A 26,084-nucleotide genomic window follows, 5' to 3' on the forward strand; every position below is an offset into this window, starting at 1 on the left:
GCTATCACGCGTTATTATGCACATTAAATTACCCAATTTTCCTTAAACGTAGGTATCTCCGCTGAAATGCGTCTTCTCCCCCTTCCATAACTTTACAGATCTCTTCTCGCATTGGTTTATCTTGCAAAGACCCTGCCTGACTAACAAAACATTGATGATTAAAGTCAAGCACATGAATCATTTCAGCATCGCCATTTACCACAATATTCGGATTATGCGTAATAATAATCAATTGTCGACGCTGCTTGTTAGCACGAATTTGTTGTACCACTAACTCATAAATCAAATGGTTATCTAAATCGTCTTCAGGCTGATCTAAAATCAATGGTTCATCACCATGAGCTAACAAAAATGCGAGCATTGCTGCGGCCCTCTGACCAGCCGATGCTTGTCCAATCGACTGGAAATCTTTCCCGTTTCCTTTTCGACTATACTCAACCTGCAAACCGTCCTCAGGAAACCAGCATGAAATGTGATTTATAAGCTCGGGCCGCTTTGCAAGCTCGCTTGTTAGGTACTTATTAAACCAGCTACTAAACTCATTCTTACCACGACAAGCCGAGATCAAACGGTTTTGCACTTTTCTAACTGCATCTTCAATTTGCTGCGTAGCTGGAGTCATCGGTGTATCAAGGAGATCAGCAGCGAGCAGCAGATCAGCGACAATACCTTTAGCCGCTGAGTCACCTTGCGACTCAGCATAAATATCATCTTTAAACCTATCTGGCACCCCAAGCAAATCGCGCAACGAGCGATCCATGGCTAAGGGGTCACGACTATAAGGAATCAGTTTTATTCTAACAAAATGATTATCTGCTAGCGTGTCCTGCAAAAACTGAGCTCGTTTATCGCTAACCGCACGCCGCGCGCTCCATACCTCATCCATCTGGAGCTTTGCACGCGCCATCAAGTCGTCAAACTGCTTTTTCAGCTCATTTAAGCGACTAGCTTCTGCATCAAGTCGTTGACGCTCCTGTACTAGACGGCCGTACTCACTCGGATCGTTAACGCCTTGAGTCTGCAAATCTGTTTTTAACGCGTCATATTCTTCTTTTGCTTTTTCAACTCTTACTTGCCATCCGCTCTGCAAAAGTTGCTCTCTCAAAGCACCATTATCATCATCCAATTGCCTAGCGATAGCCTCTAACTGCGTATGGGCGTGCATAACGGACGCCGCCAATTCGCTGACAACACCTAACGCATCCGCATCAATGATCGGATCGAACCCACCAACAGGTAAATCATCCGTAAATAGTCCTCTGGCAACCTCGCGTAAATTTTCTGCCAGTTCATCAACACTATCAAATTGCTTATCCAGCTCTCTAGACTGTCGGCTGGTTCGTTGATAAGCCTTTAGTATTTCCGCATGACCACTGGACTCAAAGCGCGCCAACTTACGCTGTACATCTTGCAATGACTGATTAAGTGCATCACGTCCTTTTAGACTGACATTTAGCTCTCGCAATTTTGCACAAGTACTGAAAAAACCACTAGCAGCACTTTCTAGTAAATCCTTAGCACTAGCAGTTTCGGCCGCCTCGTCAATTACCTTCAACAAAGTTTGCTGACTTTCACCAGCTAACGCAGCAATTTGCCCCTGACTGAATAGCTTTATGGGAAAACGCTGTTCTGTAACAGCTTGATTCTCAGAGTTTATCCATTCACCCTCTATCCAGTCTTCGACATTTTGTCCTTGGCCATCTTGTCGCCACAACAAATTATGGCGGATGCCATCACGGCTAAGTGTAATTTTTATATTAGTAGCTGCGAGCAAACCTCCAAGCTCGTTGCGACTCTTGGCAACTTTGTTAAAGCGGGTAAACGTTTCACTAGGGTCGCCGCTCGCATCAAGCTCACGCTCCCTCCTAAACGCAAGCCGCAGCGAATGTACCACTGTGGACTTGCCCGTGCCTCGACCGCCAACTATCGCATTGAAATAAGGGTTAAACTCTAATCTGATAGGTTTATTGCTACGCCCCATGAAACGAGCATCGGCTACTTCTATTGCTTCAACAAAGTGTTCTGGTCTATCAAATGGTGAAAAGGGTTCGATATCATCACTTCGGCGAACTGAAATACCTTGGCCATCCAACAGCGCCAACCTCAGACCTTCCAGCGACGGCTTAGCCATCTTGATCCAAGTATATCGTGAGCCTGGTACAGCAGGCCCTCGGAAGGTGTGACAGTCAGAACCAATCACTTCAGCCCAGTTCAATTTTGCCTGGGTGTATGCAGAGGGCTTGGGGGTCGCGGGGGTCAACACCTCCATAGCAAGCACGCCAGGATTGCTCAGTAGGAGTTCTATCGTTTGATGATCGAGAGCAGACTGGGTCGAGCCTTCTGTCTTGAGTTGGAGTAACCCCTTACTAGCATCGGCATGCGCTGGAATTGGTAGAGCGCCGGCGTCTAGCACCGCCTGTACTACGTCCGCTGCACTACGCCGGGTTACGCCATCACTATCCCCCTTCGTACCGCTGTAATCGACCTTGCCTAAGAGAGAGTCAATATCACTGCTGGTTGCATCGATATTAAAAACTGCTAACAGATGGAAACCACCGTTAACAGAAAGCTCCACCCCTGGGAACAGGTGTAGCTCGCGAAATCCGTCAGGAGGATCGACCCGCATGCTCGCGTAAGCAGTCTTTAGCTTGTCGACCCAGGCCCCACTGTTGTGATCAGTGACCGCAACGCAGTCGATACCGGCCGACATGTATTTAAGAAGCCACTGGTCAGGCGTCAGCTCATCAGCAGTCCCCATCGCACGCTGCCAAGCATCCGTATCCTTGGATGCGGGAGTATGGGTATGGAAATCGAATTTCCACCAGCGAGCGCCGGGATAAGTCCATTCAAAGCTCATTAAACGTCCTCGATCCTTGGAGCTGAGCCTGACCTCAGCTGATTATTCGACGTTAAGAAATATACGATAACGTTCGGAAAATCGCCGATGCATCAACGTAAAAAATAGAAAGCAAGTACCTTCGATTCATTGCTATGGCTGACTAAGGATATCTACAGGCCTCCCCAGCGCAGAATCGCACCGCGTAATATCTAAAGGTGAAAAAGCGGAAAATCATCAAGAATTGATTGCGCCGAGTCGCGAGGCGATGTCGCTAGGTAAAGTACATCGACCGCTTTAGTAGGGGTTCCTCCCCTTGCAAGCGAAATCAAAGATGCAGCTTTATAATGCCGAACCACATCCGCACCTTCAAACGAGTTCAGGTGAGCATAAAACCTAAAGGCCGCACCCTTTAGCACTACTTCAATTAAATACTTTAGTACATTAGCTTCGAAGAGAGGCTGATATAAACGATCACTCCTAGTGGTTCTTTTTACAGCGACTGCAAACAAGAAACCTGTCGACTCAATCCTCCCCTCTAAAAGCTTATGTGCATTCTCTAGCTTTACTAAATTGACCACGCTTAAACTTTCGGCAGGTTCAGTAAAACATGATAATTCTGGGGGAAGTGGGAACGGAAGGCGGACGCCGACTATATCTGGGCTAGACAACCCTAATGCCAAACCTCGAGCGCTCAGAGCCGCCTCATGAGCCAAGATACTACTGCGAATCTCTGGGCGAAATAGCTTAGTTGCATCGTACCCTCGCGGGAGTTTTACAACCGCAATTTTTCGAGTGGGAGTAGGAACGGCCTGGATTGGTTTTGTGAAGTTCGTGGATCCCCAAACACCTGAGTCCATAAAGTTGTTCCAAGCAGCAGCTGCGTTCCAGAACGCACCGGCCTCTAGCAGTTCAAATACGTCCCCCTCCACTTTTGCAATAGCTGAGGTTTTAACGTCAAAGTCACTACCAAATAGTGCTTCACCAGCTAAGGTCGCATTTCTAGTAAACTGTTTGAGATACTCACCGAATGAACGCGTCGGGTCGGGGTCATTATCACACCCTGGCATGAAATCTGTGAAAGTACAGTTCATTGCGGCCATCTGACGAAACCGAAATTTAGTATCTCGCCCTCTAACCGTATTTACACGCCTGTCTTCAAAACACTTTCCAAAAGGGCAGTTTATGCAAACCGTAGCGTGATCGAATGAGTATGGCATCAGCCTTCCTTAGCGTGCGCTATTTCGCGGGCGGTAGCAAAAATCACGTCTAGGTCACTACCAAGAGCCGTCGCAATTTTTTGCATAACGAGGAGTGTCGGATTGCGCGCACCGCGCTCCACGCCACTGATGTAGGTGCGATCAATATTTGCTCTGTTGGCTAGCTCTTCCTGGCTGAGGCGCAAAAGTTCTCTGTGCCGACGGATGGCTAGACCGAAGTAGTCCGCTAGATTCATGGCGGAAAGCTACTGCCATGTCGATTAAGAGACCACGGACTATGAGTCACATAGGGTGTACAGATAGGTTTGATCCAGCTACTGTGGGCTATTGATTGATTTACGCGGTAGAGAAGATGCCTAAAAGTCACCCCGTTACGCCGGCACCAACCACAGTGATAGCGCCAAACCTAACGCCTACGGCGGTTTCCTTGTTTTCAGGATGCGGCGGCTTCTGCGAGGGTATAGAAAGCGCTGGCACAAAAATTCAGGTCGCGGTAGAGCTCGATAAATTTGCTTGTGAGACCTATCGACACAATTTTCCGAGCACGCCATTATTCGAAGGCGATGTTCACGGTTTCTTAGCTGATGACTCATCGCACATTCAAGATTACCGACTGAGCCAGGTTGACCTCGTTTTCGGGGGGCCTCCTTGCCAAGGCTTTAGCCAGATAGGCCAAAGAAAGTTAGATGACGAGCGAAATGAGCTCTATAAACAATACACCCGAATAGTTGACACACTCCGTCCACGGGTCTTCTTTATGGAGAACGTGCCCAATCTTGCGCTCATGAACAAAGGCTACTTCAAACGTTTAATTTTGGAAGAATTCGCGAGCCTTGGTTACAGCAACGCAGTGATGCTTCAGCTTTCAGCTGACGATTTTGGCGTGCCTCAAACTAGGCAGAGGGTGATATTTGTCGGCACTCGCGACGAAGATAAATTCCCTTTCGATCTTTATTCTTTTTGCGAGACGACGCTAGACGCATACCGAGTTGATAAAGTTGTTACCGTTAGCGAAGCGATTGGTGATTTGCCAGATGAAATCGTCCATAGCGGTGAAATTTTAGAGTACCCAAAAACATCTAAACCATCACAATTCATGAAAGACATGAGACTGGACTACGATGGCCCGCGCTATTCCAAGGCGCTTAAGAAAAAACGCGGATTAGGTAAAAATAAAGCAGCGCTGCACAACCACCACACCAAAGAAATTCAAGCTCGCAGAGCCAATCTTATTTCCTTGCTCAAGCCTGGAATGAAAGCGAACAGCCTCCCCAAAGAAATTTGGGACGGTAAGCGGCCGGAAAAGTGGAGGAGATTGCACCCAAACCAACCGTCGCACACCATTCTGGCTCAGATGCACCGAGACATGAGTGAGTGGATCCATCCACACGCAAACAGGTGGATTACAGTTCGAGAAGCTGCACGCCTACAGTCATTCCATGATGGCTTCGTTTTTGTTGGCAGTGAGTGGCAACAGTTAAAACAGATTGGTAATGCCGTGCCTCCGTTGCTTGGGTATGCCTTGGGCAAGCTGTCGCAACGCATTCTTTCTGTACTTGATGGGGAACAGCTCGCCACCAGATCCCTACAATCACCGACCGTTCAATCTGAGCTATTGATTCCAGCTTGAAAGGTTACGCGCGCGCGGCCACTGGGGGGACAAATGGGGGGACAAAACAAACTACAACATTAAACCCCAGTAAAATAAGGAAGAAAATCGATAACAACGCCGGCCACAAGCCGGCTTTTTAATGCCCGAAATAATCCTATCCCACAAAACACGAACCGCCGATGAGGTACGTGGGCAGATTGAACAGGTTCTGGATGCCGCCAAAGCACGCAACCTACGAGAGGGTGAGAATCCTGCTCGATGGCGCGGACACTAAACCGCCCCACGTCACTTCGAGATGCTCAATGGCCGACCGGTAGTTTCGACGGGTGTTTTCCACTAGCAGTTCATCCATTGCGTAGGGTCTTACTTGCCCTTCAACTGCAGTTGGTATTGCTGCTTCTACAGGCGGCTGCATTGACTGCCATGCTGGTGTACACCCGGCCCCCTTGGCCGCGCCCCACGAAGCCGCCGCCCCCGTAATTGCAAAAGGACATTAGCCCATATGTGCTAATTTCCCCTCCCGTCCAGCGACAATATAATGCCAACCCATCACCTGTTCTTCTCAGCACCGCCGTTTTGCGGCGCGGGCGGAGTAATCGCGCTGCAGGCCCAGTGCATCAAGCAGGAAACCGGTAGCCCCTGACCACCCAGGTTCGCGGCGACCACCAGCATCTGCGCCGTACTGGAAATATGTTGCGCGAACACTACAACTTCTTGAAAGGTTCTGAACCTATGCGTTCTCGCTTATTCATGCTGGCAGGCGTGTTCCTGCTCACCTGTGCCTTGAGTGCCTGCGCGCCACGTCAGGGACGAACCCTAGACGATTACCCGCCAGTAAAGATCCCCACCGTGCAGTATCCCGACGCCCCCTTCGACACCCAGGTCGCGCGCGCCGCCCTGCAACCCGGCACCGCAACACTCACCGGCAAGTTCTGCATCGTCGGCAACGACGGCATCGAGGACAGCCGCGACGTCAAGATCTATCTCTACCCGGTCACTCCGCATTTGCAGGCGTGGCATAAGTTGCGCGGGTCCCAGCCCGAAGGCGCACCGGTGAGCATGGTCCCCGAGGCCGTGGCCGTGCATCGAGTGACCCGGACCAACGGCGACGGCATCTTCCAGTTCAGCGGTTTGAAATCGGGCCGATACTTCGTCCAGGGCCAGGACATGGTATACGGCACCAGCCGCTGGAACGAGTTCGTGGGCACCGGCCAGAGCAACACCAACTACGGTCCGGTGACCACCCACTACTACGCCGAGCGCAGTTCGACCTCTTCGTCTTCGGGCATGCTGGACGACTTCGTCGAACTCGCCAATGGCGAGAACAAGAAGCTGACCATGACCAACTATCCCCTGCTCATCCCGTGCCGGACCTGGTAGCGGCCTCTAGCACTGCCGCCCTGTGAGCGAACGCCATTAATCGCTCAGGGCTTTGTGAGTTTTCCGTGACAATTCAAGTCAGGTGAGGAATGCCGATTGCATCCCAGTCTTGAGGTTGGGACAGATAGCCCATTGGATATAGGCGCTTCCGATCAGCCAATCATGGTGAGACTGGGCTGAGATTGGCAATCAGCGGCCGAGGTTGTGATAACCCGCTTCGTCCACCTCCGCGATTGATTGAAAGAGCGCCTTGGCTTTCGGTATATCTTGCGGCCCCCCTCGGCCGCTTTCGTACATCAGAGCGAGTACGTTTTTGCAAACCAGGTCCCCGCCGTTACTGCGTTTGCGGATGTACACGATCGGTTCAGCGGGGATGAGGGTTTGATCTAAATAGTTCGAGCAACGCATGCTTGCAAAGGGGTCACCCGGTGAGCCGGGCAGCACAGCAACTACTGCGTTGCCCGGTGAAAACTTACCCCTCTTCCCAATGAATGTACGGGATAGTGCAGCCGTCATCTGCGCGACATGGCTCATTGAAAGGATTTTTGTCAACGGCTAGCGCATTGGCGCCGAAGCCTAAAGCCAGCAAAGCGGAAAAAAGAACGATGTGCAGTTTCATAGGGTTCTCCTTGAGCAACATTGCTCGCCTAAAGCATAGAACTAAACCCTGCACGTCGAAAACGCTTGACCTCACTCATGACCTACAGCGGTCTATAGCGCCAATCCAAAACAACCTGGTCAACGCTCAGGCACGGCTTGTTGTGATCGAGGCACCGGGTGTTCAAGGAAAATGCCATGGAGCAATCGCAAATGTTGATCCGGTTCGTCCCTCCGTTAACCGTGACACGCCTAATCACCAGTCCAAGAGGGTCTTATGCCATCTAAAGGAGGGGGTAGCTCCTATTAGTCCTTGTCTCGCAGTTCTTTTTCAATGTCGGCCAGGTTTTGTGCAAACGCCTGATCAAGTAGGCTCGGTTTCTTTTTCCAAGGTTTGGTTTCGGGCTCCAGCTCAGCAGCGTAAAGCCTGAAATCCATTTACCTGATCGCCACTCGGGTTCATAGATGGCTGCTGCAGGAATAATGCAGTGTTGCGCCTTTCGCCAGGCGGAGCGAAAAGACGGTTTTTCTCTGGCAGTCTCCGATCGGCAATTGTAGGTGCACCGAGCAATTTTTGTGTCCTTACTCCAGAACGGAACCAGTCCAAACGAGCCTGACAACACCTCAAGCGTTGCCGGCGAATCAGCGTTGACCTCAACGTCTTCGACGCCGCGGATGAAAGGCCCGATGTATCCTGGCCACAGGTCCAGATTGCCCCGTTCATACGGCTCGATGCCGAACGTTTCAGCCACCAGCTGTGGCACCGGAGCCTCGTCATGGCTAGCCCAACGCACGTTGGATAGGAGCGCCGTGTGAAGCGCTGGGAGCATGGGTTGTAGTCGACGCGTTGCTGGTTCGGCTAGAACATGATCCCGCTATGATGAGGGTTCGTCGCCAGACCGTTGAACATCCGTTTGGAGCGCAAAAATACTGGATGGGTAGTACCCACTTCCTGACCAAAACCCTGGGGCCCAAAAGATTATTACTCGGCATGGCTGCCCGCAGGCACCTATGAATTGAGCGACCTTGGCTCGCGTCGCGGCGTGATGGGGCCTTATTCGAAACCCCTGCGTTTTAACGTGACCAAGGGCCAGATCAATTACCTGGGTGAGATGACCTACGGCTGCCCACTCGCTGCGCACCCCGCCGCTATCTATGGCGTGAAGAACTGCGGCATCCTTGCGTTAGCAACCTGCACGGTCGACTACCCCAGCATTGCAATATGCGTGGTAGACCGACAGGAACAGACGGTTCGAACCTTCATGAAGCAGCACCCGCAGTATTCCGAACTTCCGGTCAAATCGGCAGTGATGTCGACTCATTGAGAAGGCGCATCAGCCTGATGGGTCAGCCCCTGTTTCGGCAACTGACCCACCGCCCCTCCGCGCTTTTGCTTTAGCCCAACACCTCACTCGCCACCTGATCAATCGCGCCTTTTGTAATATCAACGATCAGGTCGGCTTCCGCCTCGGTCAGTATCAGTGGCGGGGCGAAGCCGAGGATGTCGCCGTGGGGCATCGCGCGGGCGATCATGCCGCGTTCCAGGCAGGCGGCAGATACTTTAGGGCCGACTTTGAGTGCTGCGTCGAACGGGGTTCGCTGTTCGCGGTTGGCCATGAATTCGACGGCGGCGAGCAGGCCGTCGCCGCGGACTTCGCCGACCAGTGGGTGGCCTTCGAGGGTTTCGCGCAGGCGACGGTTGAGGTAGTTGCCGACTTGGTCGGCATTGGCGGTGAGGTTTTCGCGCTCGAGGATGTCGAGGTTGGCCAGGGCCGCGGCGGCGCAGATCGGGTGGCCGGAGTAAGTCCAGCCGTGGCCCATGGCGCCTTCGGCGGTGGAGGCTGTTTCGATCACGCTCCAGACTTTTTCGCCAATGATCACTGCGGATAACGGGGCGTAAGCGCTGGTCAGGCCTTTGGCGGTGGTGATCAAGTCGGGGCGCATGCCGTAGCGTTGGCTGCCCATTTTCGAACCGAGACGACCGAAGGCGCAGACCACTTCGTCGGCGATCAACAGCACGTCGTATTTGTTCAGCACCGCTTGTATCGCCACCCAATAACCGGCGGGAGGGACGATGATGCCGCCGGTGCCCATCAGCGGTTCGCCGATGAAGGCGGCGACGGTGTCGGGGCCTTCGGCAAGGATCATTTTTTCCAGTTCATCGGCGCAATGGCGCACGAATGTCGCTTCATCCATGCCGGCCGGGGCCTTGCGATACCAGTGGGGGCAAACGGTGTGTTTGATGCCTTGTTCCGGCAGGTCGAAGTGCTGATGGAACGCCGCGAGGCCGGTGAGGCTGCCGGTCATGATGCCCGAGCCGTGGTAGCCGCGATCACGGGAGATGATTTTCTTTTTTTGCGGGCGGCCGAGGACGTTGTTGTAGTAACGCACCAGTTTGATCTGGGTTTCGTTGGCGTCGGAGCCGGACAGGCCGTAGTAGACCTTTTTCATGCCTTCGGGTGCCCACTCCATGATGCGGCTGGACAGTTCGATGATGGCCTCGCTCGAGTGGCCGACGTAGGTGTGATAATAAGCCAGCTCCTTGGCCTGTTTGTAGATGGCATCGGCGACTTCGGTGCGGCCGTAGCCGATGTTGACGCAGTACAGGCCGGCGAAGGCATCGATGAATTCGCGACCTTCGTGATCGCGGATGCGAATGCCGGAAGCGCTTTTGATGATGCGCCCCTTGAGTGCGCCACTGGCGTGGTCATGGGCGTGGGTCGAAGGGTGCATGAAGTGCGCGCGGTCTTGTTCGAACAGGGTTTCGAGGTCATGGCTCATGGCGGGTCTCCTTAGAACTGGCCTTGGTGGTGCAGGCAAAAGTATTTGGTGTCGACAAAGGCTTCGAAGCCCTCGGTGCCGCCTTCACGGCCCAGTCCCGAGGCTTTCATGCCGCCGAACGGGATTGGATGACCGGTAAACTTGACGCCATTGACGGCCACCATCGCGTGGTCGAGACGGCGGATCAGCGGATAGATCAGGTCCAGGCGGTTGGAACAAATATAGGCAGCCAGACCGTATTCGGTGTCGTTGGCCAGGGCGATGGCTTGCTCGATGTTGTCGAACGGCATCACGCCGGCGATGGGCGCAAAGTTTTCTTCACGGTAGATGCGCATCTGCGGGGTGACGTCGGCGAGCACCGTGGGCTGGTAGAACAAGCCGCCCAATGCATGTGCTTCGCCGCCCACCAAACGTCGAGCCCCCAGGCGCAAGGCGTCGGCCACGCGTTCGGCGGTCGCCTCGAAAGCGGCCTGATGCATCAACGGCCCGACTTCCACGTCTTGCTCCTGCTCCCCGAGCAGCGCCGGGCCGACCCGTAGTTCGCGCACGGCGGCGGCAAAGCGGCTGAGAAACGCCGGGTAAATCGAGCGCTCGACCATGATCCGGTTGGCGGCGCAGCAATCCTGTCCGGAGGTCTGGAACTTGGCTTGCACGGCGACGTTCACCGCGAGCTCCAGGTCGGCATCGGCACAGACAATAAAAGGCGCATTGCCACCCAGTTCCAGGGCGACCTTTTTCACGTCCTGGGCCGCCGCTTGCAACACCAGCTTGCCGACCCGGGTCGAGCCGGTGAAGCTGACGGCACGCACGCGGCTGTCCTGCACCAGGGTTTGCATGACCATCTGCGGCTCACCCAACACCACGTTGAATACGCCCGCCGGGAAGCCTGCCTCTTCAGCGAGTTGCGCCAGCGCCAACGCTGAATAAGGGGTTTCATGGGCCGGTTTGATCACCACCGTGCAACCGGCCGCCAACGCCGCGGCGGCTTTGCGGGTGATCATGGCGGAAGGGAAATTCCAGGGTGTCAGCAAGGCGCAGACGCCGACCGGCTCCTTCAACGTGCCCAACTGCGCACCGGCAATATGACTGGGAATGTGCTGGCCGTAGAGGCGCCGTGCTTCTTCGGCGAACCACGGGATAAAGCTCGCGGCATAGGCGATTTCGCCACGGGACTCGGCGAGGGGTTTACCTTGTTCCTGGCTGAGAATACGCGCCAGGTCTTCCTGGTGTTCAAGGATCAGACTTGCCCAACGTCGCAGGATTATGCCGCGGGCCTCCAGGCTCTGTTGGCGCCAGCTGGCAAAGGCGCGGTGTGCGGCGTCCACGGCGGCGGTGATTTGCGGTGGGTCGAGCATCGGAACATGGCCGATCAGCTGCTGATTGCCCGGGTTGTGCACCGCCACGCTGTGGCCGCTGTGACTGTGGACCCAATGGCCGTCGACATAGCACAGGGCCTTGAATAGCAATGGGTGTCGGTATGTCATGGTGGTCGCTCCAAACCGTTGGCGTGGAACCATGCTAGGGCAGCCGCGCCTTGGGGTTCTGGCGTTTGACCGGTGCCTGGCAGGTGATTTTTCCTGAATGGACGCCGGTAAACAGTGGCTTTTGCGGTGAGCCCTAGAGCGCCTGCGCCAGCTCGACGGGCAACGCCCCCGAGGTCTTGATGGTCTTGGTAACGATGTAAGTGAAGTAGCGTTCGATGCCCAGGTCATCGAGCAATAGCTGGTCGATGAAACGTTGGTAGTGATCAATGTCCGGGGCCTGGATCATCGCCATGTAGTCGACACCGCCGCCGGTGGCGTAACAGAAGGCCACTTCGCTGGCGTCGTGCATCCGTTGCTCGAAGCGCCGCATGTCCTGGGCGGTGTGGCGGGCCAGGGAGATTTCCACCAGCACTTGCTGGCTTTTGAACACAGCGTTCCAGTCGATCCGGGCGCGGTAGCCCTTGATCAGGCCCAACGCCTCCAGTTTGCGCACCCGTTCCCAGGCCGGGGTGACCGACAGGTTGATGGCCTCCGCCAGGCTCGACTTGGTAATGCGCGCGTCCTCGGCGAGGATGCGCAGGATTTTCAGGTCATAGCGGTCGAGTTTGTGCATGGGCCGCGGGTCTCCACAACGATCAAGTTTCAGCTCAGTACGTCGGCAATCACCGCCACGGTGTCTCCGCACTGCACCAACCCCGGAAAATGCCGCGCCGCCAACACGCCACTGCGCGCCGCGCGGTATTCCACCGCAGCAACGCCGCTGCGGGTGGCGTCGTACACGCGGGCGATCACATCGCCCTGGCGCACCGTGTCGCCCAGGTCCCGGCACATTTCCAGCAGGCCGTCGTGCTCGCTGGTAATAAAGCAGTCGGCAGCCGGCATATCGAGCAGCCGGGACTCCTGGTATTCGATTTCGCCCTGGAGAATTCCGGCATGCACCAGCAGGTTGCGTACCCCGCGCTCGGCGATTGCCACGCTGCGCGCCGTGGACGAACCGCCGCCGCCCAGTTCTGTGGTGACAAAGACTTTGCCCTGGCTTTCGGCGGCGGTGTCGTACATCGCCCCGGCGTCCAGCTCCAGCATGCGCATGCTGTAGGGCGCGTTGAACGCACGCATCCCGGCTTCGCATTGGGCCTGCTGCTGTTTGTCTGCCAGCACATGACAAGCGGCGAATGGCAGAAAGTCCAGGGTGCGACCACCGGAATGGATATCCAGCACGATATCGGCCAGCGGCAGCAGCGTGCGGGTGAAGTAGTCGGCGATTTTCTCGGTCACGCTGCCGTCCGGCTTGCCGGGAAAGCTGCGGTTGAGATTGCCTTGGTCGACGGGTGAAGTACGTCGGCCGGCGTGAAAGGCCGGCGTGTTCATGAACGGCACAATGATCAATCGCCCACTGACGTCAGCCGCGCTCAGGCCCTGGGCCAATTTGCTCAGGGCCACCGGACCTTCGTATTCGTCGCCATGATTGCCACCCGTGAGCAACGCGGTCGGCCCGCGCCCATGCTGGATCACGGTGAGTGGAATCATCACCGCGCCCCAGGCCGAGTCGTCGCGCGAATAAGGCAATTTGAGAAAGCCGTGCTGCACGCCGTCACGGGTGAAATCCACGGTGGCGCTGATGGGGTTTTCAGGCAAGTCGCTCATGGTTCAATCCTTGACGAACAGTTGGCGTGGCACATTGCACAGCGTCTCGACCCCGGTGTCGGTGATCAGAATGCTTTCGGTGATTTCCAGGCCCCAGTCATCCATCCACAATCCAGGCATGAAGTGGAAGGTCATGCCCGGCTGCAACACACTCGTATCGCCAGGGCGCAAGCTCATGGTGCGCTCGCCCCAATCCGGCGGATAACTGATGCCGATCGGGTAACCACAGCGACTGTCTTTGTGGATGCCGAATTTTTCCAGCACCTTGAAAAACGCCACGGCGATATCACCGGTGGTATTGCCGGGCTTTGCGGCTTCGAGACCGGCGGCAATGCCCTCGACCACCGCTTTTTCACCCTCGATAAAGTGCTGCGGCGGTTTGCCCAGGTAGATCGTTCGGGACAACGGACAGTGGTAACGCTTGTAGCACCCGGCAATTTCAAAGAAGGTCCCGGCGCCGTTCTCGAACGGCGTATCGTCCCAGGTCAGGTGCGGTGCACTGGCGTCGGCGCCGGTGGGCAACAGCGGCACGATGGCGGGATAATCGCCGCCATGCCCGTCGGCGCCAAGGATCCCGCTGCTGTAGATCTCGGCCACCAGTTCGTTTTTGCGCAGGCCCGGCTCGATGCGCTCGAAGATACGCCCGTGCATGTTTTCGACGATGCGCGCGGCGATACGCATGTAAGCGATTTCCTGCGGCGACTTGATCGCCCGCTGCCAATTCACCAGCCCCGCGGCGTCGATGAAGGTGGCGTTCGGCAAGTGTTTTTGCAGCGACAGATAAGCGGCGGCGCTGAAGTAATAATTGTCCATTTCCACGCCGATATTCAGCGTGTCCCAACCCCGGGCGCCGATGACTTCCCGCGACAGATAGTCCATCGGATGACGTTCCCGGGACTGCACGTAGATGTCCGGGTAACCGACGATGTTCTGGTGCTGCATGAACACCGTGCGCTTGGCACCGTTGGCATCCTGGCCGCGACCGAACCAGACCGGCTCGCCGTCCAGGGCCACCAGCACACATTGGTGCACATAGAACGACCAGCCATCGTAGCCCGTCAGCCAGGCCATGTTGGAAGGGTCGGTGACCAGCAGCAGCTCAATGCCCTGCCCTTGCATGGCCTCACGGACCTTGGTCAGGCGCTGGGCGTATTCCGCTCGTGCGAACGGCAGGTTGACGACTATCTGAGACATGCACATGCCCTCTGATAAATGACGCAGGAATGAAATGAATCAACTGGAAAACTGCACACCCTTGCCGGCCGCACGCGCACGTTCGAACGCCAGATTAGCCATGGCCGTGTCCTGAGCGCCGGTGCCCGTCAGGTCGCACAAGGTGATTTGCGCCGCATCGGTGCGACCGGGTCGCTGGCCTGCCAGGACCTGCCCCAGTTCCGCCAGGCGCGACTCGTCGAGCCTGATCCCGGCCGCCAGGGCATGGTGCAGTTCGCCGAGGATCCGGGTCTGGCTCAAGCGATCCGCCACATAGCGATCGACCCTGGCCAGAACCTGGGGCGCAATTTCGTTTTTGTGTTCGGCGTCGGAACCCATGGCGGTGATGTGCAGACCGCGACGCAAGTGGTGCGCCTGGATCAAGGGTTCACGGCTTGGGGTACAGGTGATAGCTATGTCCGCGTCGGCCAGCGCCTCCTCGATGCTGGCGCAGGCGACCACCAGCAGCGCGCTACTGCGTGACAGCCCGGCGCAGAAATCCTGCGCCTTGGCGCCGTCCCGTGCCCAGACGCGCACCTGTTCAATCGGTCGCACCAGACGCAACGCTTGCAACTGCAACGCCGCCTGCTCGCCACTGCCAATCAGTGCCACGCTGCGACTCTCAGGCCGCGACAAACAGCGCGCCGCCACCGCGCCGGCGGCGGCCGTACGCACCGCTGTCAGGTAGCCGTTGTCCAGCAACAACGCGTCCAATAACCCGGTGCGCGCCGACAACAGCATCATCATGCCGTTGAGGCTTGGCAGGCCGAGTCCCGGGTTGTCGAAAAAGCCGGGACTGACCTTGATCGCGAACCGCTCCAGGCCCGGCAGATACGCCGTCTTCACGTCCACTTCGCCATTGTGTTCCGGGATGTCCAGACGCAGGATCGGTGGCATGGCGACGGCCGCCGTGGCGAGCAGCACGAACGCCTGTTCGATGGCCTCGATACTGGACAAGTCCAGGTCGACGCAGGCACGCAGATCGGCTTCGCTTAGCAGGCTGACTTGACTCATCGACAGGGTGCTCCCGTTGGTTATTGTGGTGATTTACGCGTCAAGACCATTGAGCACACGCAGGTGCTGATCGCTGTCGACGTTACGCCCGCTGACCACCACCACAATCGGCCCACGCGGCTCGATCAGCCCCTCGAGCAACGCCGCAATGCCAACCACTGCCGCGCCTTCCAGCACCAGCCGTTCGTGGCGATAGGCGTGGCGCAGGGCATTGGCGATGGCGGATTCGCTGAGCAGGTGCAGGTGATCGCAAAGATCACGGGTCATGTCGAAGGTGTAGCGATTGTCCAGGCCGATGCCGCCGCCCAGGGAGTCGGCGAGGGTCGACACCTCTTCGACTTCCAGTGGATGGCCTGCCGCCAGGCTGGCGTGCATGGCCGCGCCACGCTGCATGCTGATGCCGTGGGTGACAATCCGCGGATTGGCGCTTTTGATCGCCAGCGCGACACCGGCGAACAGCCCACCGCCGGACAACGGCACGAGGATTTGCGCCACGTCGGGCAGTTGTTCGAGAATTTCCAGGCCCAGGGTGCCCTGGCCGGCGATGATCGCGGGATGATCGAACGGCGGCAGCAAGGTCGCGCCCTGTTCGTTGGCAATGCGCTCGGCTTCACGCTGGGCATCGTCCTGGGAGTGGCCGACGATACACACCTCGGCGCCCAGTTCACGAATGGCCTGGACCTTGTTTTCCGGCACCCGGTGCGACAAGCAAATGCTGGCCTTGACCCCTTGCCGGGACGCGGCGTAAGCCAGGGCGCGACCGTGGTTGCCGGTCGAGGCCGTCACCACGCCACGCGCCTTTTGCTCGGCATCGAGTTGCGCCACGGCATTGCTCGCACCGCGCAACTTGAAGCTGCCGGTGATCTGCTGGGATTCAAGCTTGAGGTACACCGCCACGCCCATCCGTTGGGACAAACTCGGCGAATACTCCATGGCGGTACGCCGCACCTGCGATTCGATCCGCTGGCGAGCGAGGTAAATATCGTTTAGCTGCAACGCTGACATGACCGCCTCCCACAGGGGTAGTGGACGCAGTCTAAGAGGGCTGGATTGTCGCGATGAATGTACTAGGGCAATTTAACCGACAAACTTTTCGGCGCGCTCAAAAGTCATGAATCTGCGGGTACTGGTTGAATATTTCACGCATGCCGATTAACGCCTCGCGCATTTCGTCATCACTGCATTCGGCGCCGACACACAGCCGCACAGCGCGCGGTCGCGGGGTGCCACGCACCGTGAAAGGGTCGGGTGAAGTGACCGCAATGTGTTTATGACGCAGCGCCCGCACCAGGCTATCGACCTCCCAATGAGCGGGTATCCCGACCCACGCATTCAACGCGTAGGGGTGCTGGCCCAGCAGGTAATCATCCAGGTATTCGCTGACCATCGCCTGGCGCCCGGCCAACAGCTTGCGTTGCAGACTGACCAAGGCGTCGGCGCGCCCGTCGCGAATCCAGCGCGCCGCAATCTCCGAGACCATCGGCGTCGCCATCCAACTGTTGACCCGCAGGATACTTTCAGTGCGCAGCGCCAGGCGCTTGGGCACCACCAGATAGCCGATGCGCAGGCCGGTGAGCACCGACTTGGTCATGCTGGTGCAATAGAACGACAGTTCCGGCAGGTAATGACTGATCGGCGGTGCGCGCTTTTCGTCCAGCAGCGGACCGTAGACGTCGTCCTCGATGATGTGCACGCCGAAACGCCGGGCGATATCGGCAATCTCGCGGCGACGGCTGTCGGGCATCAGGCTGGTGGTCGGGTTGTTCAGGTTCGGCGTGCAGACCAGCGCGGTCACCCGCTCATTGCTGCACATGTCTTCGAAATGCTCCGGGTCGATGCCCTGCCGGTCGGTCTCCAGCCCCTTGAGGGTAAAACCCAGCACCTGGGAGTTGCCGATCACGCCATGATCGGTGAGCCCTTCACACAGCACCACATCATCGGGGCCGGCCAGGGATGCCAGGGCCAGGAAGATCCCGTGGGCGGCGCCATTGGTGATCAGGATGTCATCGCGCTCCACCCGCAGCCCCTGACGGCCGATCCAATGCATGGCGGCGTCTCGGTGAGCCTCGAAACCGGCGATCGGACGAAAGGCATGAATCCACGGCTGGTCGTCTTCCGTGCTGAGTTCACGGCAGGTCTCGCGCCAGGCCTGATCGTGCTCGCGGGTGTGCAAGATACGCGTGATGGAGAAGTCCACCAGGGCCCGCTCGGGGCTGTCGAGGATATAGGTCGCGACCCGGTCGCTCATACGCCGCGAGACAAAACTGCCGCGGCCGACCTCGCAGCGCACCAGGCCTTGGCGCTCCAGTTCCTTGTAGGCATTGGTCACGGTTTGCACGCTGATGCCCATGGCATCGGCCACGTGGCGTTGCGGCGGCAGGCGCTGATCGTTGGCCAGCACGCCCTGCTCGATGTCGTCGGCGATTGCCTGCACCAGTATCTTGTATTTTGACTCGCCGCTGCGGGCGATCTGCAGGGCTGCTTTCCAGGTGTCCATCGGCGCTAAAACCCGCGTAGGTGCCAGTGCGCACAGCATCCCGCGAGAATCCGTACAACGCAATTGTCCTAGTGCAATGCCATGATGGCCGGGGCTTTTGTATGCTCGGTCCAAGGTCGATGCAGGGGCCGCTCGTCAAGCCCCCCATAACAACACCAATCGCCCTGTACCGGTGCGCTGCGTGGTTCATGCAATCAGCCCTTGTACGCTTTGCTCTTGTAACACTGCCTCCTACCACAGAGCCGTCGACGACGGGTCCACAAGAAACAGGAGATTTTACCGATGAGCAATTCCACCTCCCGTACTTCCCCCGCGTGGCGCTGCCTGTTCGTGGCTGGCACGATGCTCGGCGTGGCCATCAGTGCCCAGGCCGCCACCACCCTGGAAACCATTCAGAAAAACAGCAGCATCCGCATCGGCTATGCCAATGAAACGCCTTTTGCGTTTACCGAGACCGACGGCCGGGTGACCGGTGAATCGCCGGAAATCGCCAAGGCGATCTTCGCCCAGATGGGCATCAAGCAGGTCAATGGTGTGTTGACCGAATGGGGCGCGTTGATCCCGGGCCTGCGCGCCGGGCGTTTCGATGTGATTGCCGCGGGCATGTACATCACCCCGGCACGCTGCAAGCAAGTGCTGTTCACCGACCCGCAGTATCAACTGCCGGACGCTCTGCTCACCGCCAAGGGTAATCCGCATAACCTGCACAGCTATGAAGACATCGCCAAAAACCCCGAGGTAAAACTGGCGATCATGGCGGGCACGGTGAACCTGGCTTATGCGCGGGACTCGGGGGTCAAGGACGCACAGATCCTGCAAGTACCGGACACCACCGCGCAATTGCAAGCGGTGCGCGCCGGGCGTGCCGATGCCGCCGTGGGCACTCAACTGACCATGAAAAACCTGGCCGCCAAAGGTGGCGAAAAGGTCGAGGCGATCACCGAATTCAAGGATGACCCTTCGCACATTGGCTACGGCGCCCTCGCCTTCCGCCCGGAAGACAAGGCGCTGCGGGATGCAGTGAATGCCGAGCTGAAGAAATGGCTGGGCTCCGAAGAACATCTCAAGGCGGTTGCACCTTTCGGCTTCGACAAATCCAACCTGACCAGCAAAACCGCTGCTGAGCTCTGCGCTCAATAGTCGAAACAGGCATGGCGCCACGGCGTGGTGCCTATTTTTCTGCTTAATCCGACTGGCCAGGTTGAACCATGGGTGAATTACTTCCGCTGTTGATACAAGGCGCCTGGGTAACGCTCCAGGTGACATTCCTCGGTTCGCTGCTGGCGATTGTCACGGCGATTCTTGCGGCGCTGGGGCGCATGTCGCCCTGGCGACTCCTGCGCTGGTTTTCCATTGCCTACATCGAAGTGTTTCGCGGCACCTCGCTGCTGGTGCAGTTGTTCTGGCTGTTTTTCGTGCTGCCACTACCCCCGTTCAACATCGCGCTGAGCCCCTACAGCGTGGCCGTCGTCGGTCTCGGCTTGCACATCGGCGCTTACGGCGCGGAAGTCATGCGCGGAGCAATCAGCTCGGTGGCCAAGGGTCAGTACGAAGCCTCCACCGCGCTGAATTTCAGCCGCTACACGCGCTTTCGCCGGATCATCCTGCCCCAGGCCTTATTGGCGGCAATCCTGCCGGGGACCAACCTGCTGATCGAACTGCTGAAAAACACCTCGCTGGTGTCACTGATCACCTTGTCCGACCTCAGCTTTCGCGCCCGGCAGTTGGACCAGGCCACCTTCCAGACCCTGGAAATCTTCAGCCTGGCGCTGCTGATGTATTTCATCCTGGCCCAGGCCATCAATTTTGGCATGCGCCATGTTGAACGGCGCCTGGCCCGCGGGCGGATGCGTGGAGGTCTGTCATGACCTTGTTCGACTGGAGCTATGCCTGGCAAATCCTTCCCGACCTGCTGCGGGCCTCGCTCAACACCCTAGGTATCACCCTGATCGGTTTTCTGATCGCCATTGTGCTCGGCCTGTTCCTCGCGATCGGTCGACGCAGCCGACGGCTCTGGCTGTCCTGGCCGGCCACCGCAGTCATTGAGTTCATTCGCAGCACACCGCTGCTGATCCAGGTGTATTTCCTGTACTACGTGCTGCCCAACTACGGTGTCAGCATGAGCGCCATGCAGGTCGGCATCCTGGGCATCGGCCTGCATTACGCCTGCTACATCGCCGAGGTTTATCGCGGCGGTCTCGATGCGGTGCCGCGCGCCCAATGGGAAGCGGTGACGGCGCTGAACATCGCCCCGTACAGCGCCTACCGCAACATCATTCTGCCGCAGGCTTTGCGGCCGATCCTGCCGCCATTGGGTAACTACCTGGTAGCGATGCTCAAGGATACGCCGGTGCTGTCGGCAATTACCGTGGTGGAAATCATGCAACAGGCCAAGAACATCGGTTCCGAGAACTTCCGTTACCTGGAACCGATCAGCATGGTCGGGCTGTTTTTCCTGATCCTGAGCATCGGCCTGGCTTATCTGGTACGGCGCCTTGAAGCGCGCCTGGAGCTACGCTAATGACTTCTCGAATGTCTTCGACACCCAGCGACCTTTTCCAGTATCACGCCCCGTCACCGTTGCAGCCGCAGGAGGCCCCGGCCATGCAGGCACTCAAATCCGTCAAACCGATCGTCAGCTTCCAGAACGTTACCAAGCGCTATGGCAGCTTTACCGTCCTCGACCGCTTGAACCTGAATGTCAGCCCCGGCGAGAAGGTCGCGATCATCGGCCCCAGCGGCTCAGGCAAATCCACATTGCTGCGGGTATTGATGACCCTGGAAGGCATCGATGACGGCTCGATCAGCATCGAAGATGACCTGCTGACCCACATGCCTAACCGCAACGGTGTGCTGGTGCCGGCCAACGACCGGCATATCCGTCGCGTACGCGGCAAGATCGGCATGGTGTTCCAGAGCTTCAACCTGTTCCCGCACATGACGGCGCTGCAAAACGTCATCGAAGCGCCGGTGCAAGTGCTCGGCATGAAAACCGCAGAAGCCCGCGAACGCGCGGCGGACCTGCTCGAACTGGTGGGCCTGGGCAGCAAGCTGGAACATTATCCGTCGCAACTCTCCGGCGGCCAGCAACAACGCGTGGCGATTGCCCGTGCGCTGGCGATGCGGCCCAAGGTCATGCTGTTCGACGAAGTGACCTCGGCGCTCGACCCAGAACTGTGTGGCGAAGTGCTCAACGTCATTCGCCAGCTGGGCAGCGAACACAACCTGACCATGCTGATGGTCACGCACCAGATGGGTTTCGCCCGGGAGTTCGCGGACAGGGTGTGTTTTTTCTACAAGGGACAGATTCACGAACAGGGGACGCCGACGCAGATTTTCGAACAGCCGCAACAAGAGCGCACCTGCGCGTTTCTGAGTGCGGTGAAGGAAGCTAATTAATCAGCAGCCCGCTGAAACCGAGGGTTCCCTTTCAATTGTCTCGTTTTAGTTGACAGTATTACCTGTTTCGCCCCATTTATCCCTCATCGTCCACCGCTTAATCTGTGCCCATGTTGAACGCAACGCCCTACCCACTTAGACAAAAAAGGATTCAACCATGAGCACTCCAACTTACAACCGCTTGAACAAAGACGACGCCATCGTGCTGCTGGTCGATCACCAGACCGGGCTGATTTCGCTGGTACAGGACTTCTCGCCCAACGAGTTCAAGAACAACGTGCTGGCCCTGGCTGACCTGGCCAAGTTCTTCGAACTGCCGACCATCCTCACCACCAGTTTCGAACAAGGCCCCAACGGCCCGCTGGTTCCGGAGCTGAAAGAAATGTTCCCGGACGCGCCGTACATCGCTCGCCCAGGCCAGATCAACGCCTGGGATAACGAAGACTTCGTCAAGGCGATCAAGGCCACCGGGCGCAAGCAGATCATCATTGCCGGTGTGGTGACGGACGTGTGCGTGGCGTTCCCGACACTGTCGGCGCTGGCGGAAGGGTTTGAAGTGTTTGTAGTGACCGATGCTTCGGGCACCTTCAACACCACGGTGCAGCAAGCCGCCTGGAGTCGCATGACGCAAGCGGGCGCGCAAATGATGAACTGGTTCTCGGTAGCCTGTGAGCTGCACCGCGACTGGCGCAACGATATCGAAGGCCTGGGCAACCTGTTGTCGCAGCGCATCCCCAACTACCGCAACCTGATGAACGGCTACGCGGCGCTGACTGCACGTCAGAACTAAGCCTGCCACCTTGACGGAAGCTTGCACAGCCGCTGTGGCGAGAGAACTTGTCCCAATGCCGTTCAGTCAAGCAAATAGCGACCACTGTAGGAGCATCGGTATCTACACAACTTTCAGAAGCTGACGAATGTCCCTGTGGCGAGCGGGCTTGTCGGAACGCCGCATCGCCCGCGCTGGGCTGCGAGCAGCCCCAAAAACCAGCCGCTACGGAGTCTCTGATACACCGCATTCGGCTTACTGGGGCTGCTTCGCAGCCCAACGCGGGCGATGCGGCGTTCCGACAAGCCCGCTCGCCACAACAGTCCTAACTGAACGGCATTGGGGCTCGCCGGAGCCCCCACCGTCGAATCACTGGCGAGAGCGACTGAACCTTGTCGCTCATTTGCCCCTCCACCCCCTATCTGCTAGTGTCGCGCCCGTTTACCGTCAACCGGAATAGCCGCCATGGCCCGCAAAAAAGTTGCACTCGATTTCGAACAATCCCTCGCTGATCTGCAAACCCTGGTCGAGCGTCTGGAGAACGGCGAGTTGTCGCTGGAAGACTCGTTGACGGCGTTCGAGCAAGGCATCGGTCTGACCCGTGATTGCCAAAGCGCGCTGGCGCAGGCCGAGCAGAAGGTTCAGGTGTTGCTGGAGCGTGACGGGGAGTTGGCCGAAGAACCTTTCGACGCGGAACAAGCTGAATGATCGACGTCTATCAAGCCAGCAGCCAGGCCCGTGTCAACGCGGCGCTGACGCCGCTGTTTGTTGCGCCAAGCCCCGAATTGCAGCGTCTGTATGAAGCCATGCGCTACAGCGTGATGAACGGTGGCAAGCGTATACGGCCATTACTCGCCTATGCGGCCTGCGAGGCGCTGGGTGCCGCAGCAGAGCAAGCCAACGGCGCGGCCTGTGCGGTGGAGTTGATTCACGCCTATTCCCTGGTGCATGACGATTTGCCGGCGATGGACGATGACGACCTGCGTCGCGGCCAGCCCACCACCCACAAGGCGTTTGACGAAGCCTGTGCGATTCTGGCCGGTGACGGCCTGCAAAGCCTGGCATTCAGCGCACTGCTCGACCCGCGCTTGAGCGACGTCAATGCCGAGATCCGTTTGCGCATGGTCACCGCGCTGGCCATGGCCGCCGGCCCTGCCGGCATGGTCGGCGGCCAGGCAATTGACTTGGGTTCTGTCGGCCTCAAGCTGGATCAGCACGCCCTGGAATACATGCATCGCCACAAGACCGGCGCGTTGATCGAGGCCGCCGTGCAGCTTGGCGCCCTGGCCAGCGGCCGGGCCGAAGCCGCGCCATTGGCGGCATTGCAGACCTACGCCCGCGCCATCGGCCTGGCCTTCCAGGTGCAGGACGACATTCTCGACGTGGAAAGCGATACCGCGACCCTCGGCAAACGCCAAGGCGCCGATATCGCGCGCGACAAGCCGACCTATCCTTCGCTGCTCGGCCTGGAAGCGGCCAAAGCCTACGCCCTCGAGCTGCGCGACCAGGCGCTGGACGCCCTGCGACCTTTCGACGCGGCGGCCGGGCCGTTGCGTGACCTGGCGCGGTATATCGTCGAACGCCGCCACTGACTGCTGCGCTCATCTGGGCTGCATATCGGCCAAGTTCGGCGCTCCGCGTGGGCAGTTTGCGATGCTTGAGGTAAACTGCCGCCTCTTCTATACCTATAACGATTCGCCTGATGCCCACGACGTTTCAAGAGATTCCCCGCAAACGCCCGACCACGCCCCTGCTCGACCGTGCTGTCACGCCGGACGGCCTGCGTCGTCTGGGTGAAGCCGAGCTGGAAACCCTGGCCGATGAATTGCGCCTGGAATTGCTCTACACGGTCGGCCAGACCGGTGGGCATTTCGGTGCCGGCCTTGGCGTCATCGAGCTGACCATCGCCTTGCATTACGTCTTCGACACCCCGGACGACCGGCTGGTGTGGGACGTCGGTCATCAGGCCTATCCGCACAAAATCCTCACCGGACGCCGCGAGCGCATGGCCAGCCTGCGCCAGAAAGACGGCATCGCCGCCTTCCCGCGTCGTTCCGAGAGCGAATACGACACCTTCGGCGTCGGCCACTCCAGCACCTCGATCAGCGCAGCGCTGGGCATGGCGATTGCCGCCCGCCTGCAAAACAGTGATCGCAAGGCGATTGCCGTGATCGGTGACGGCGCGCTGACCGCCGGCATGGCGTTCGAAGCGCTGAACCATGCGCCCGAGGTGGATGCCAACATGTTGGTGATCCTCAACGACAACGACATGTCGATCTCGCGCAACGTCGGCGGGCTGTCCAATTACCTGGCGAAGATTCTGTCCAGCCGCACCTACGCCAGCATGCGCGAAGGCAGCAAAAAGGTGCTGTCGCGTCTGCCCGGCGCCTGGGAAATCGCCCGCCGGACCGAAGAATATGCCAAGGGCATGCTGGTCCCCGGGACTCTGTTCGAGGAACTGGGCTGGAATTACATCGGCCCTATCGACGGCCATGATCTGCCGACGCTAATTGCCACCTTGCGCAACATGCGTGACCTCAAGGGTCCGCAGTTCCTGCATGTGGTCACCAAAAAAGGCAAAGGCTTCGCCCCGGCGGAAGTCGACCCGATCGGTTACCACGCCATCACCAAGCTCGATCCGCTCGACGCGCCGGCCGCCACGCCGAAGCAAGCCAGCGGACCGAAGTACTCCGGTGTGTTTGGCGAATGGCTGTGCGACATGGCCGCCGCCGACGCACGCCTGGTGGGCATCACCCCGGCGATGAAGGAAGGCTCCGATCTGGTGGCGTTCAGCGAGCGCTTCCCGCTGCGCTATTTCGACGTGGCGATTGCCGAACAACACGCGGTGACCTTCGCCGCCGGCATGGCCTGTGAAGGCGCCAAGCCGGTGGTGGCGATCTATTCCACGTTCCTGCAGCGCGGCTATGACCAGTTGGTGCATGACGTGGCGGTGCAGAACCTCGACGTGCTGTTCGCCATCGACCGTGCTGGCCTGGTGGGCGAAGACGGCCCGACCCATGCCGGTAGTTTCGACTTGTCCTACTTGCGCTGCATCCCCGGCATGCTGGTGATGACCCCGAGTGACGAGAACGAACTGCGCAAGATGCTCAGCACCGGCCATCTGTACAACGGCCCGGCCGCCGTGCGCTACCCGCGCGGCAACGGTCCGAATGCACTGATTGAAAAGGATCTGGAGCCGATCGAAATCGGCAAGGGCATCGTCCGTCGCCAAGGTCAGCGTGTGGCCTTGCTGGCCTTCGGCGTGCAACTGGCGGAAGCCCTGAAAGTCGCCGAGAAGATCGACGCGAGCGTGGTGGATATGCGTTTCGTCAAGCCGTTGGACGAAGCCCTGGTGCGCGAGCTCGCCGCCGGCCATGAGTTGCTGGTGACCCTCGAAGAAAACGCGATCATGGGTGGCGCCGGCGCGGCGGTCAGCGAGTTCCTGGCACGCGAGAATATCCTCAAGTCGGTGCTGCACCTGGGCTTGCCGGATATCTACGTCGAACACGCCAAGCCGGCGCAGATGCTCGCCGAGTGCGGGCTGGATGAAGCCGGTATCGAGGCGTCGGTTCGCGAGCGTATGGCCTTGCTCGGCCTGTAGCCCGGCCCCCGGTAGAACCCGGATCAAATAGTGGGAGC

The 26,084-nt window shown here is 58.2% G+C and carries 24 protein-coding genes and 3 pseudogenes; 13 read left to right on the plus strand and 14 right to left on the minus strand.

The window, feature by feature from the left end:
- Nucleotides 1–28: 28 nt before the first annotated feature.
- The 3 genes from AC6CIA_RS04210 to AC6CIA_RS04220 all read right to left on the minus strand — a co-directional run bounded on the left by AC6CIA_RS04210 (nt 29) and on the right by AC6CIA_RS04220 (nt 4,292).
- Entirely contained in the window at nt 29–2,857 is a 2,829-nt protein-coding gene (locus AC6CIA_RS04210; protein ID WP_498310760.1) for a TrlF family AAA-like ATPase, read from the minus strand.
- Nucleotides 2,858–3,048: 191 nt separating this feature from the next.
- Complete coding sequence (locus AC6CIA_RS04215; protein ID WP_498310762.1) at nt 3,049–3,930, minus strand: Cfr10I/Bse634I family restriction endonuclease; 882 nt, start codon at nt 3,928–3,930, stop codon at nt 3,049–3,051.
- Nucleotides 3,931–4,055: 125 nt separating this feature from the next.
- A complete protein-coding gene (locus AC6CIA_RS04220) occupies nt 4,056–4,292 on the minus strand; it encodes a helix-turn-helix domain-containing protein (RefSeq protein WP_459743373.1) in 237 nt (78 codons plus the stop codon).
- Between the two features lie 116 nt (nt 4,293–4,408).
- On the opposite strand from AC6CIA_RS04220, the gene AC6CIA_RS04225 reads away from it, so the two are divergent.
- The 3 genes and pseudogenes from AC6CIA_RS04225 (at nt 4,409) to AC6CIA_RS04235 (ending at nt 7,048) form a co-directional block, all read left to right on the plus strand.
- Nucleotides 4,409–5,686 carry a DNA cytosine methyltransferase gene (locus tag AC6CIA_RS04225; protein WP_498310764.1) on the plus strand — a complete coding sequence of 426 codons (1,278 nt, stop codon included), beginning with the start codon at nt 4,409–4,411 and terminating at the stop codon, nt 5,684–5,686.
- A 133-nt stretch (nt 5,687–5,819) separates the two neighbouring features.
- A pseudogene (locus AC6CIA_RS04230) lies at nt 5,820–5,939 on the plus strand (phage integrase central domain-containing protein); the annotation flags it as partial.
- A gap of 461 nt (nt 5,940–6,400) precedes the next feature.
- Nucleotides 6,401–7,048, plus strand: a complete 648-nt coding sequence (locus AC6CIA_RS04235) for a carboxypeptidase regulatory-like domain-containing protein (protein WP_498310766.1) — start codon at nt 6,401–6,403, stop codon at nt 7,046–7,048.
- 472 nt (nt 7,049–7,520) lie between these two features.
- Here AC6CIA_RS04235 and AC6CIA_RS04240 read toward each other — a convergent pair whose 3' ends face one another.
- From AC6CIA_RS04240 to AC6CIA_RS04250, 3 genes and pseudogenes are all read right to left on the minus strand, one after another.
- On the minus strand, nt 7,521–7,667 hold the full coding sequence (locus AC6CIA_RS04240; protein ID WP_498310768.1) for a hypothetical protein: 147 nt from the start codon (nt 7,665–7,667) through the stop codon (nt 7,521–7,523).
- Nucleotides 7,668–7,951: 284 nt separating this feature from the next.
- Nucleotides 7,952–8,083, minus strand: coding sequence for a hypothetical protein (locus tag AC6CIA_RS04245; protein ID WP_498310848.1), 132 nt, complete (start codon nt 8,081–8,083; stop codon nt 7,952–7,954).
- Nucleotides 8,074–8,475 (minus strand): annotated as a pseudogene (locus AC6CIA_RS04250) (SOS response-associated peptidase family protein); the annotation flags it as partial. The gene AC6CIA_RS04245 and the pseudogene AC6CIA_RS04250, both read right to left, overlap by 10 nt.
- Between AC6CIA_RS04250 and AC6CIA_RS04255 the strand changes: the two are divergent.
- Both AC6CIA_RS04255 and AC6CIA_RS04260 read left to right on the plus strand, forming a co-directional pair.
- Nucleotides 8,449–8,612: pseudogene (locus tag AC6CIA_RS04255) on the plus strand (IS5/IS1182 family transposase); the annotation flags it as partial. The pseudogenes AC6CIA_RS04250 and AC6CIA_RS04255 sit on opposite strands and share 27 nt — an antisense overlap.
- Nucleotides 8,613–8,661: 49 nt before the next feature.
- Complete coding sequence (locus tag AC6CIA_RS04260) at nt 8,662–8,970, plus strand: hypothetical protein (protein WP_498310770.1); 309 nt, start codon at nt 8,662–8,664, stop codon at nt 8,968–8,970.
- A gap of 70 nt (nt 8,971–9,040) precedes the next feature.
- On the opposite strand, the gene AC6CIA_RS04265 is transcribed toward AC6CIA_RS04260, so the two are convergent.
- The 8 genes from AC6CIA_RS04265 to ehuR all read right to left on the minus strand — a co-directional run bounded on the left by AC6CIA_RS04265 (nt 9,041) and on the right by ehuR (nt 18,277).
- A complete protein-coding gene (locus tag AC6CIA_RS04265) occupies nt 9,041–10,426 on the minus strand; it encodes an aspartate aminotransferase family protein (protein WP_498310772.1) in 1,386 nt (461 codons plus the stop codon).
- An 11-nt stretch (nt 10,427–10,437) separates the two neighbouring features.
- Nucleotides 10,438–11,910, minus strand: coding sequence for an NAD-dependent succinate-semialdehyde dehydrogenase (locus AC6CIA_RS04270; protein ID WP_498310774.1), 1,473 nt, complete (start codon nt 11,908–11,910; stop codon nt 10,438–10,440).
- A gap of 133 nt (nt 11,911–12,043) precedes the next feature.
- On the minus strand, nt 12,044–12,523 hold the full coding sequence (locus AC6CIA_RS04275) for an Lrp/AsnC family transcriptional regulator (protein WP_498310776.1): 480 nt from the start codon (nt 12,521–12,523) through the stop codon (nt 12,044–12,046).
- Between the two features lie 29 nt (nt 12,524–12,552).
- Nucleotides 12,553–13,554, minus strand: coding sequence for a N(2)-acetyl-L-2,4-diaminobutanoate deacetylase DoeB (doeB, locus tag AC6CIA_RS04280; protein WP_498310778.1), 1,002 nt, complete (start codon nt 13,552–13,554; stop codon nt 12,553–12,555).
- A gap of 3 nt (nt 13,555–13,557) precedes the next feature.
- Entirely contained in the window at nt 13,558–14,748 is a 1,191-nt protein-coding gene (doeA, locus tag AC6CIA_RS04285) for an ectoine hydrolase DoeA (RefSeq protein ID WP_498310780.1), read from the minus strand.
- 39 nt (nt 14,749–14,787) lie between these two features.
- Complete coding sequence (gene eutC, locus AC6CIA_RS04290) at nt 14,788–15,780, minus strand: ectoine utilization protein EutC (RefSeq protein ID WP_498310782.1); 993 nt, start codon at nt 15,778–15,780, stop codon at nt 14,788–14,790.
- Between the two features lie 33 nt (nt 15,781–15,813).
- Entirely contained in the window at nt 15,814–16,785 is a 972-nt protein-coding gene (gene eutB, locus AC6CIA_RS04295; protein ID WP_498310784.1) for a hydroxyectoine utilization dehydratase EutB, read from the minus strand.
- Nucleotides 16,786–16,882: 97 nt separating this feature from the next.
- Nucleotides 16,883–18,277, minus strand: a complete 1,395-nt coding sequence (gene ehuR / locus AC6CIA_RS04300) for a MocR-like ectoine utilization transcription factor EhuR (RefSeq protein ID WP_498310786.1) — start codon at nt 18,275–18,277, stop codon at nt 16,883–16,885.
- A 282-nt stretch (nt 18,278–18,559) separates the two neighbouring features.
- Here ehuR and ehuB point away from each other — a divergent pair, with 282 nt between their 5' ends.
- From ehuB to dxs, 8 genes are all read left to right on the plus strand, one after another.
- On the plus strand, nt 18,560–19,417 hold the full coding sequence (ehuB, locus tag AC6CIA_RS04305) for an ectoine/hydroxyectoine ABC transporter substrate-binding protein EhuB (RefSeq protein ID WP_498310788.1): 858 nt from the start codon (nt 18,560–18,562) through the stop codon (nt 19,415–19,417).
- Between the two features lie 68 nt (nt 19,418–19,485).
- On the plus strand, nt 19,486–20,145 hold the full coding sequence (ehuC, locus tag AC6CIA_RS04310; RefSeq protein WP_339530153.1) for an ectoine/hydroxyectoine ABC transporter permease subunit EhuC: 660 nt from the start codon (nt 19,486–19,488) through the stop codon (nt 20,143–20,145).
- The gene (gene ehuD / locus AC6CIA_RS04315; protein ID WP_498310790.1) at nt 20,142–20,798 is read left to right on the plus strand and encodes an ectoine/hydroxyectoine ABC transporter permease subunit EhuD; all 657 of its coding nucleotides are present in this window, start codon (nt 20,142–20,144) and stop codon (nt 20,796–20,798) included. Before ehuC ends, ehuD begins: the two co-directional genes overlap by 4 nt.
- 83 nt (nt 20,799–20,881) lie before the next feature.
- Nucleotides 20,882–21,676, plus strand: coding sequence for an ectoine/hydroxyectoine ABC transporter ATP-binding protein EhuA (gene ehuA / locus AC6CIA_RS04320; RefSeq protein ID WP_498310847.1), 795 nt, complete (start codon nt 20,882–20,884; stop codon nt 21,674–21,676).
- 157 nt (nt 21,677–21,833) lie between these two features.
- Nucleotides 21,834–22,466: an isochorismate family cysteine hydrolase YcaC gene (gene ycaC, locus AC6CIA_RS04325; RefSeq protein ID WP_339530147.1), complete on the plus strand. Its 633-nt coding sequence runs from the start codon at nt 21,834–21,836 to the stop codon at nt 22,464–22,466.
- A gap of 444 nt (nt 22,467–22,910) precedes the next feature.
- Nucleotides 22,911–23,153, plus strand: coding sequence for an exodeoxyribonuclease VII small subunit (locus AC6CIA_RS04330; RefSeq protein ID WP_339530145.1), 243 nt, complete (start codon nt 22,911–22,913; stop codon nt 23,151–23,153).
- Nucleotides 23,150–24,037 (plus strand): (2E,6E)-farnesyl diphosphate synthase, encoded by an 888-nt coding sequence (gene ispA, locus AC6CIA_RS04335; RefSeq protein WP_498310791.1) that lies wholly within the window; start codon nt 23,150–23,152, stop codon nt 24,035–24,037. The genes AC6CIA_RS04330 and ispA overlap by 4 nt, the downstream gene beginning before the upstream one ends.
- Nucleotides 24,038–24,147: 110 nt before the next feature.
- A complete protein-coding gene (gene dxs / locus AC6CIA_RS04340) occupies nt 24,148–26,046 on the plus strand; it encodes a 1-deoxy-D-xylulose-5-phosphate synthase (RefSeq protein ID WP_498310792.1) in 1,899 nt (632 codons plus the stop codon).
- Nucleotides 26,047–26,084: the final 38 nt, after the last annotated feature.

It is taken from the genome of Pseudomonas sp. GQ91, from assembly GCF_059758795.1.

Coding starts and splice junctions, on each gene's coding strand:
- ehuC (WP_339530153.1), top strand. CDS start 19,486: ATGGGTGAATTACTTCCGCTGTTGATACAAGGCGCCTGGGTAACGCTC.
- ycaC (WP_339530147.1), top strand. CDS start 21,834: ATGAGCACTCCAACTTACAACCGCTTGAACAAAGACGACGCCATCGTG.
- doeA (WP_498310780.1), bottom strand. CDS start 14,748: ATGTCTCAGATAGTCGTCAACCTGCCGTTCGCACGAGCGGAATACGCC.
- ispA (WP_498310791.1), top strand. CDS start 23,150: ATGATCGACGTCTATCAAGCCAGCAGCCAGGCCCGTGTCAACGCGGCG.
- AC6CIA_RS04235 (WP_498310766.1), top strand. CDS start 6,401: ATGCGTTCTCGCTTATTCATGCTGGCAGGCGTGTTCCTGCTCACCTGT.
- AC6CIA_RS04215 (WP_498310762.1), bottom strand. CDS start 3,930: ATGAACTGTACTTTCACAGATTTCATGCCAGGGTGTGATAATGACCCC.
- ehuB (WP_498310788.1), top strand. CDS start 18,560: ATGAGCAATTCCACCTCCCGTACTTCCCCCGCGTGGCGCTGCCTGTTC.
- AC6CIA_RS04245 (WP_498310848.1), bottom strand. CDS start 8,083: ATGGATTTCAGGCTTTACGCTGCTGAGCTGGAGCCCGAAACCAAACCT.
- eutC (WP_498310782.1), bottom strand. CDS start 15,780: ATGAGTCAAGTCAGCCTGCTAAGCGAAGCCGATCTGCGTGCCTGCGTC.
- AC6CIA_RS04220 (WP_459743373.1), bottom strand. CDS start 4,292: ATGAATCTAGCGGACTACTTCGGTCTAGCCATCCGTCGGCACAGAGAA.
- eutB (WP_498310784.1), bottom strand. CDS start 16,785: ATGTCAGCGTTGCAGCTAAACGATATTTACCTCGCTCGCCAGCGGATC.
- doeB (WP_498310778.1), bottom strand. CDS start 13,554: ATGAGCGACTTGCCTGAAAACCCCATCAGCGCCACCGTGGATTTCACC.
- ehuD (WP_498310790.1), top strand. CDS start 20,142: ATGACCTTGTTCGACTGGAGCTATGCCTGGCAAATCCTTCCCGACCTG.
- ehuA (WP_498310847.1), top strand. CDS start 20,882: ATGCAGGCACTCAAATCCGTCAAACCGATCGTCAGCTTCCAGAACGTT.
- AC6CIA_RS04210 (WP_498310760.1), bottom strand. CDS start 2,857: ATGAGCTTTGAATGGACTTATCCCGGCGCTCGCTGGTGGAAATTCGAT.
- AC6CIA_RS04330 (WP_339530145.1), top strand. CDS start 22,911: ATGGCCCGCAAAAAAGTTGCACTCGATTTCGAACAATCCCTCGCTGAT.
- AC6CIA_RS04265 (WP_498310772.1), bottom strand. CDS start 10,426: ATGAGCCATGACCTCGAAACCCTGTTCGAACAAGACCGCGCGCACTTC.
- AC6CIA_RS04240 (WP_498310768.1), bottom strand. CDS start 7,667: ATGAAACTGCACATCGTTCTTTTTTCCGCTTTGCTGGCTTTAGGCTTC.
- AC6CIA_RS04225 (WP_498310764.1), top strand. CDS start 4,409: ATGCCTAAAAGTCACCCCGTTACGCCGGCACCAACCACAGTGATAGCG.
- AC6CIA_RS04270 (WP_498310774.1), bottom strand. CDS start 11,910: ATGACATACCGACACCCATTGCTATTCAAGGCCCTGTGCTATGTCGAC.
- AC6CIA_RS04275 (WP_498310776.1), bottom strand. CDS start 12,523: ATGCACAAACTCGACCGCTATGACCTGAAAATCCTGCGCATCCTCGCC.
- dxs (WP_498310792.1), top strand. CDS start 24,148: ATGCCCACGACGTTTCAAGAGATTCCCCGCAAACGCCCGACCACGCCC.
- ehuR (WP_498310786.1), bottom strand. CDS start 18,277: ATGGACACCTGGAAAGCAGCCCTGCAGATCGCCCGCAGCGGCGAGTCA.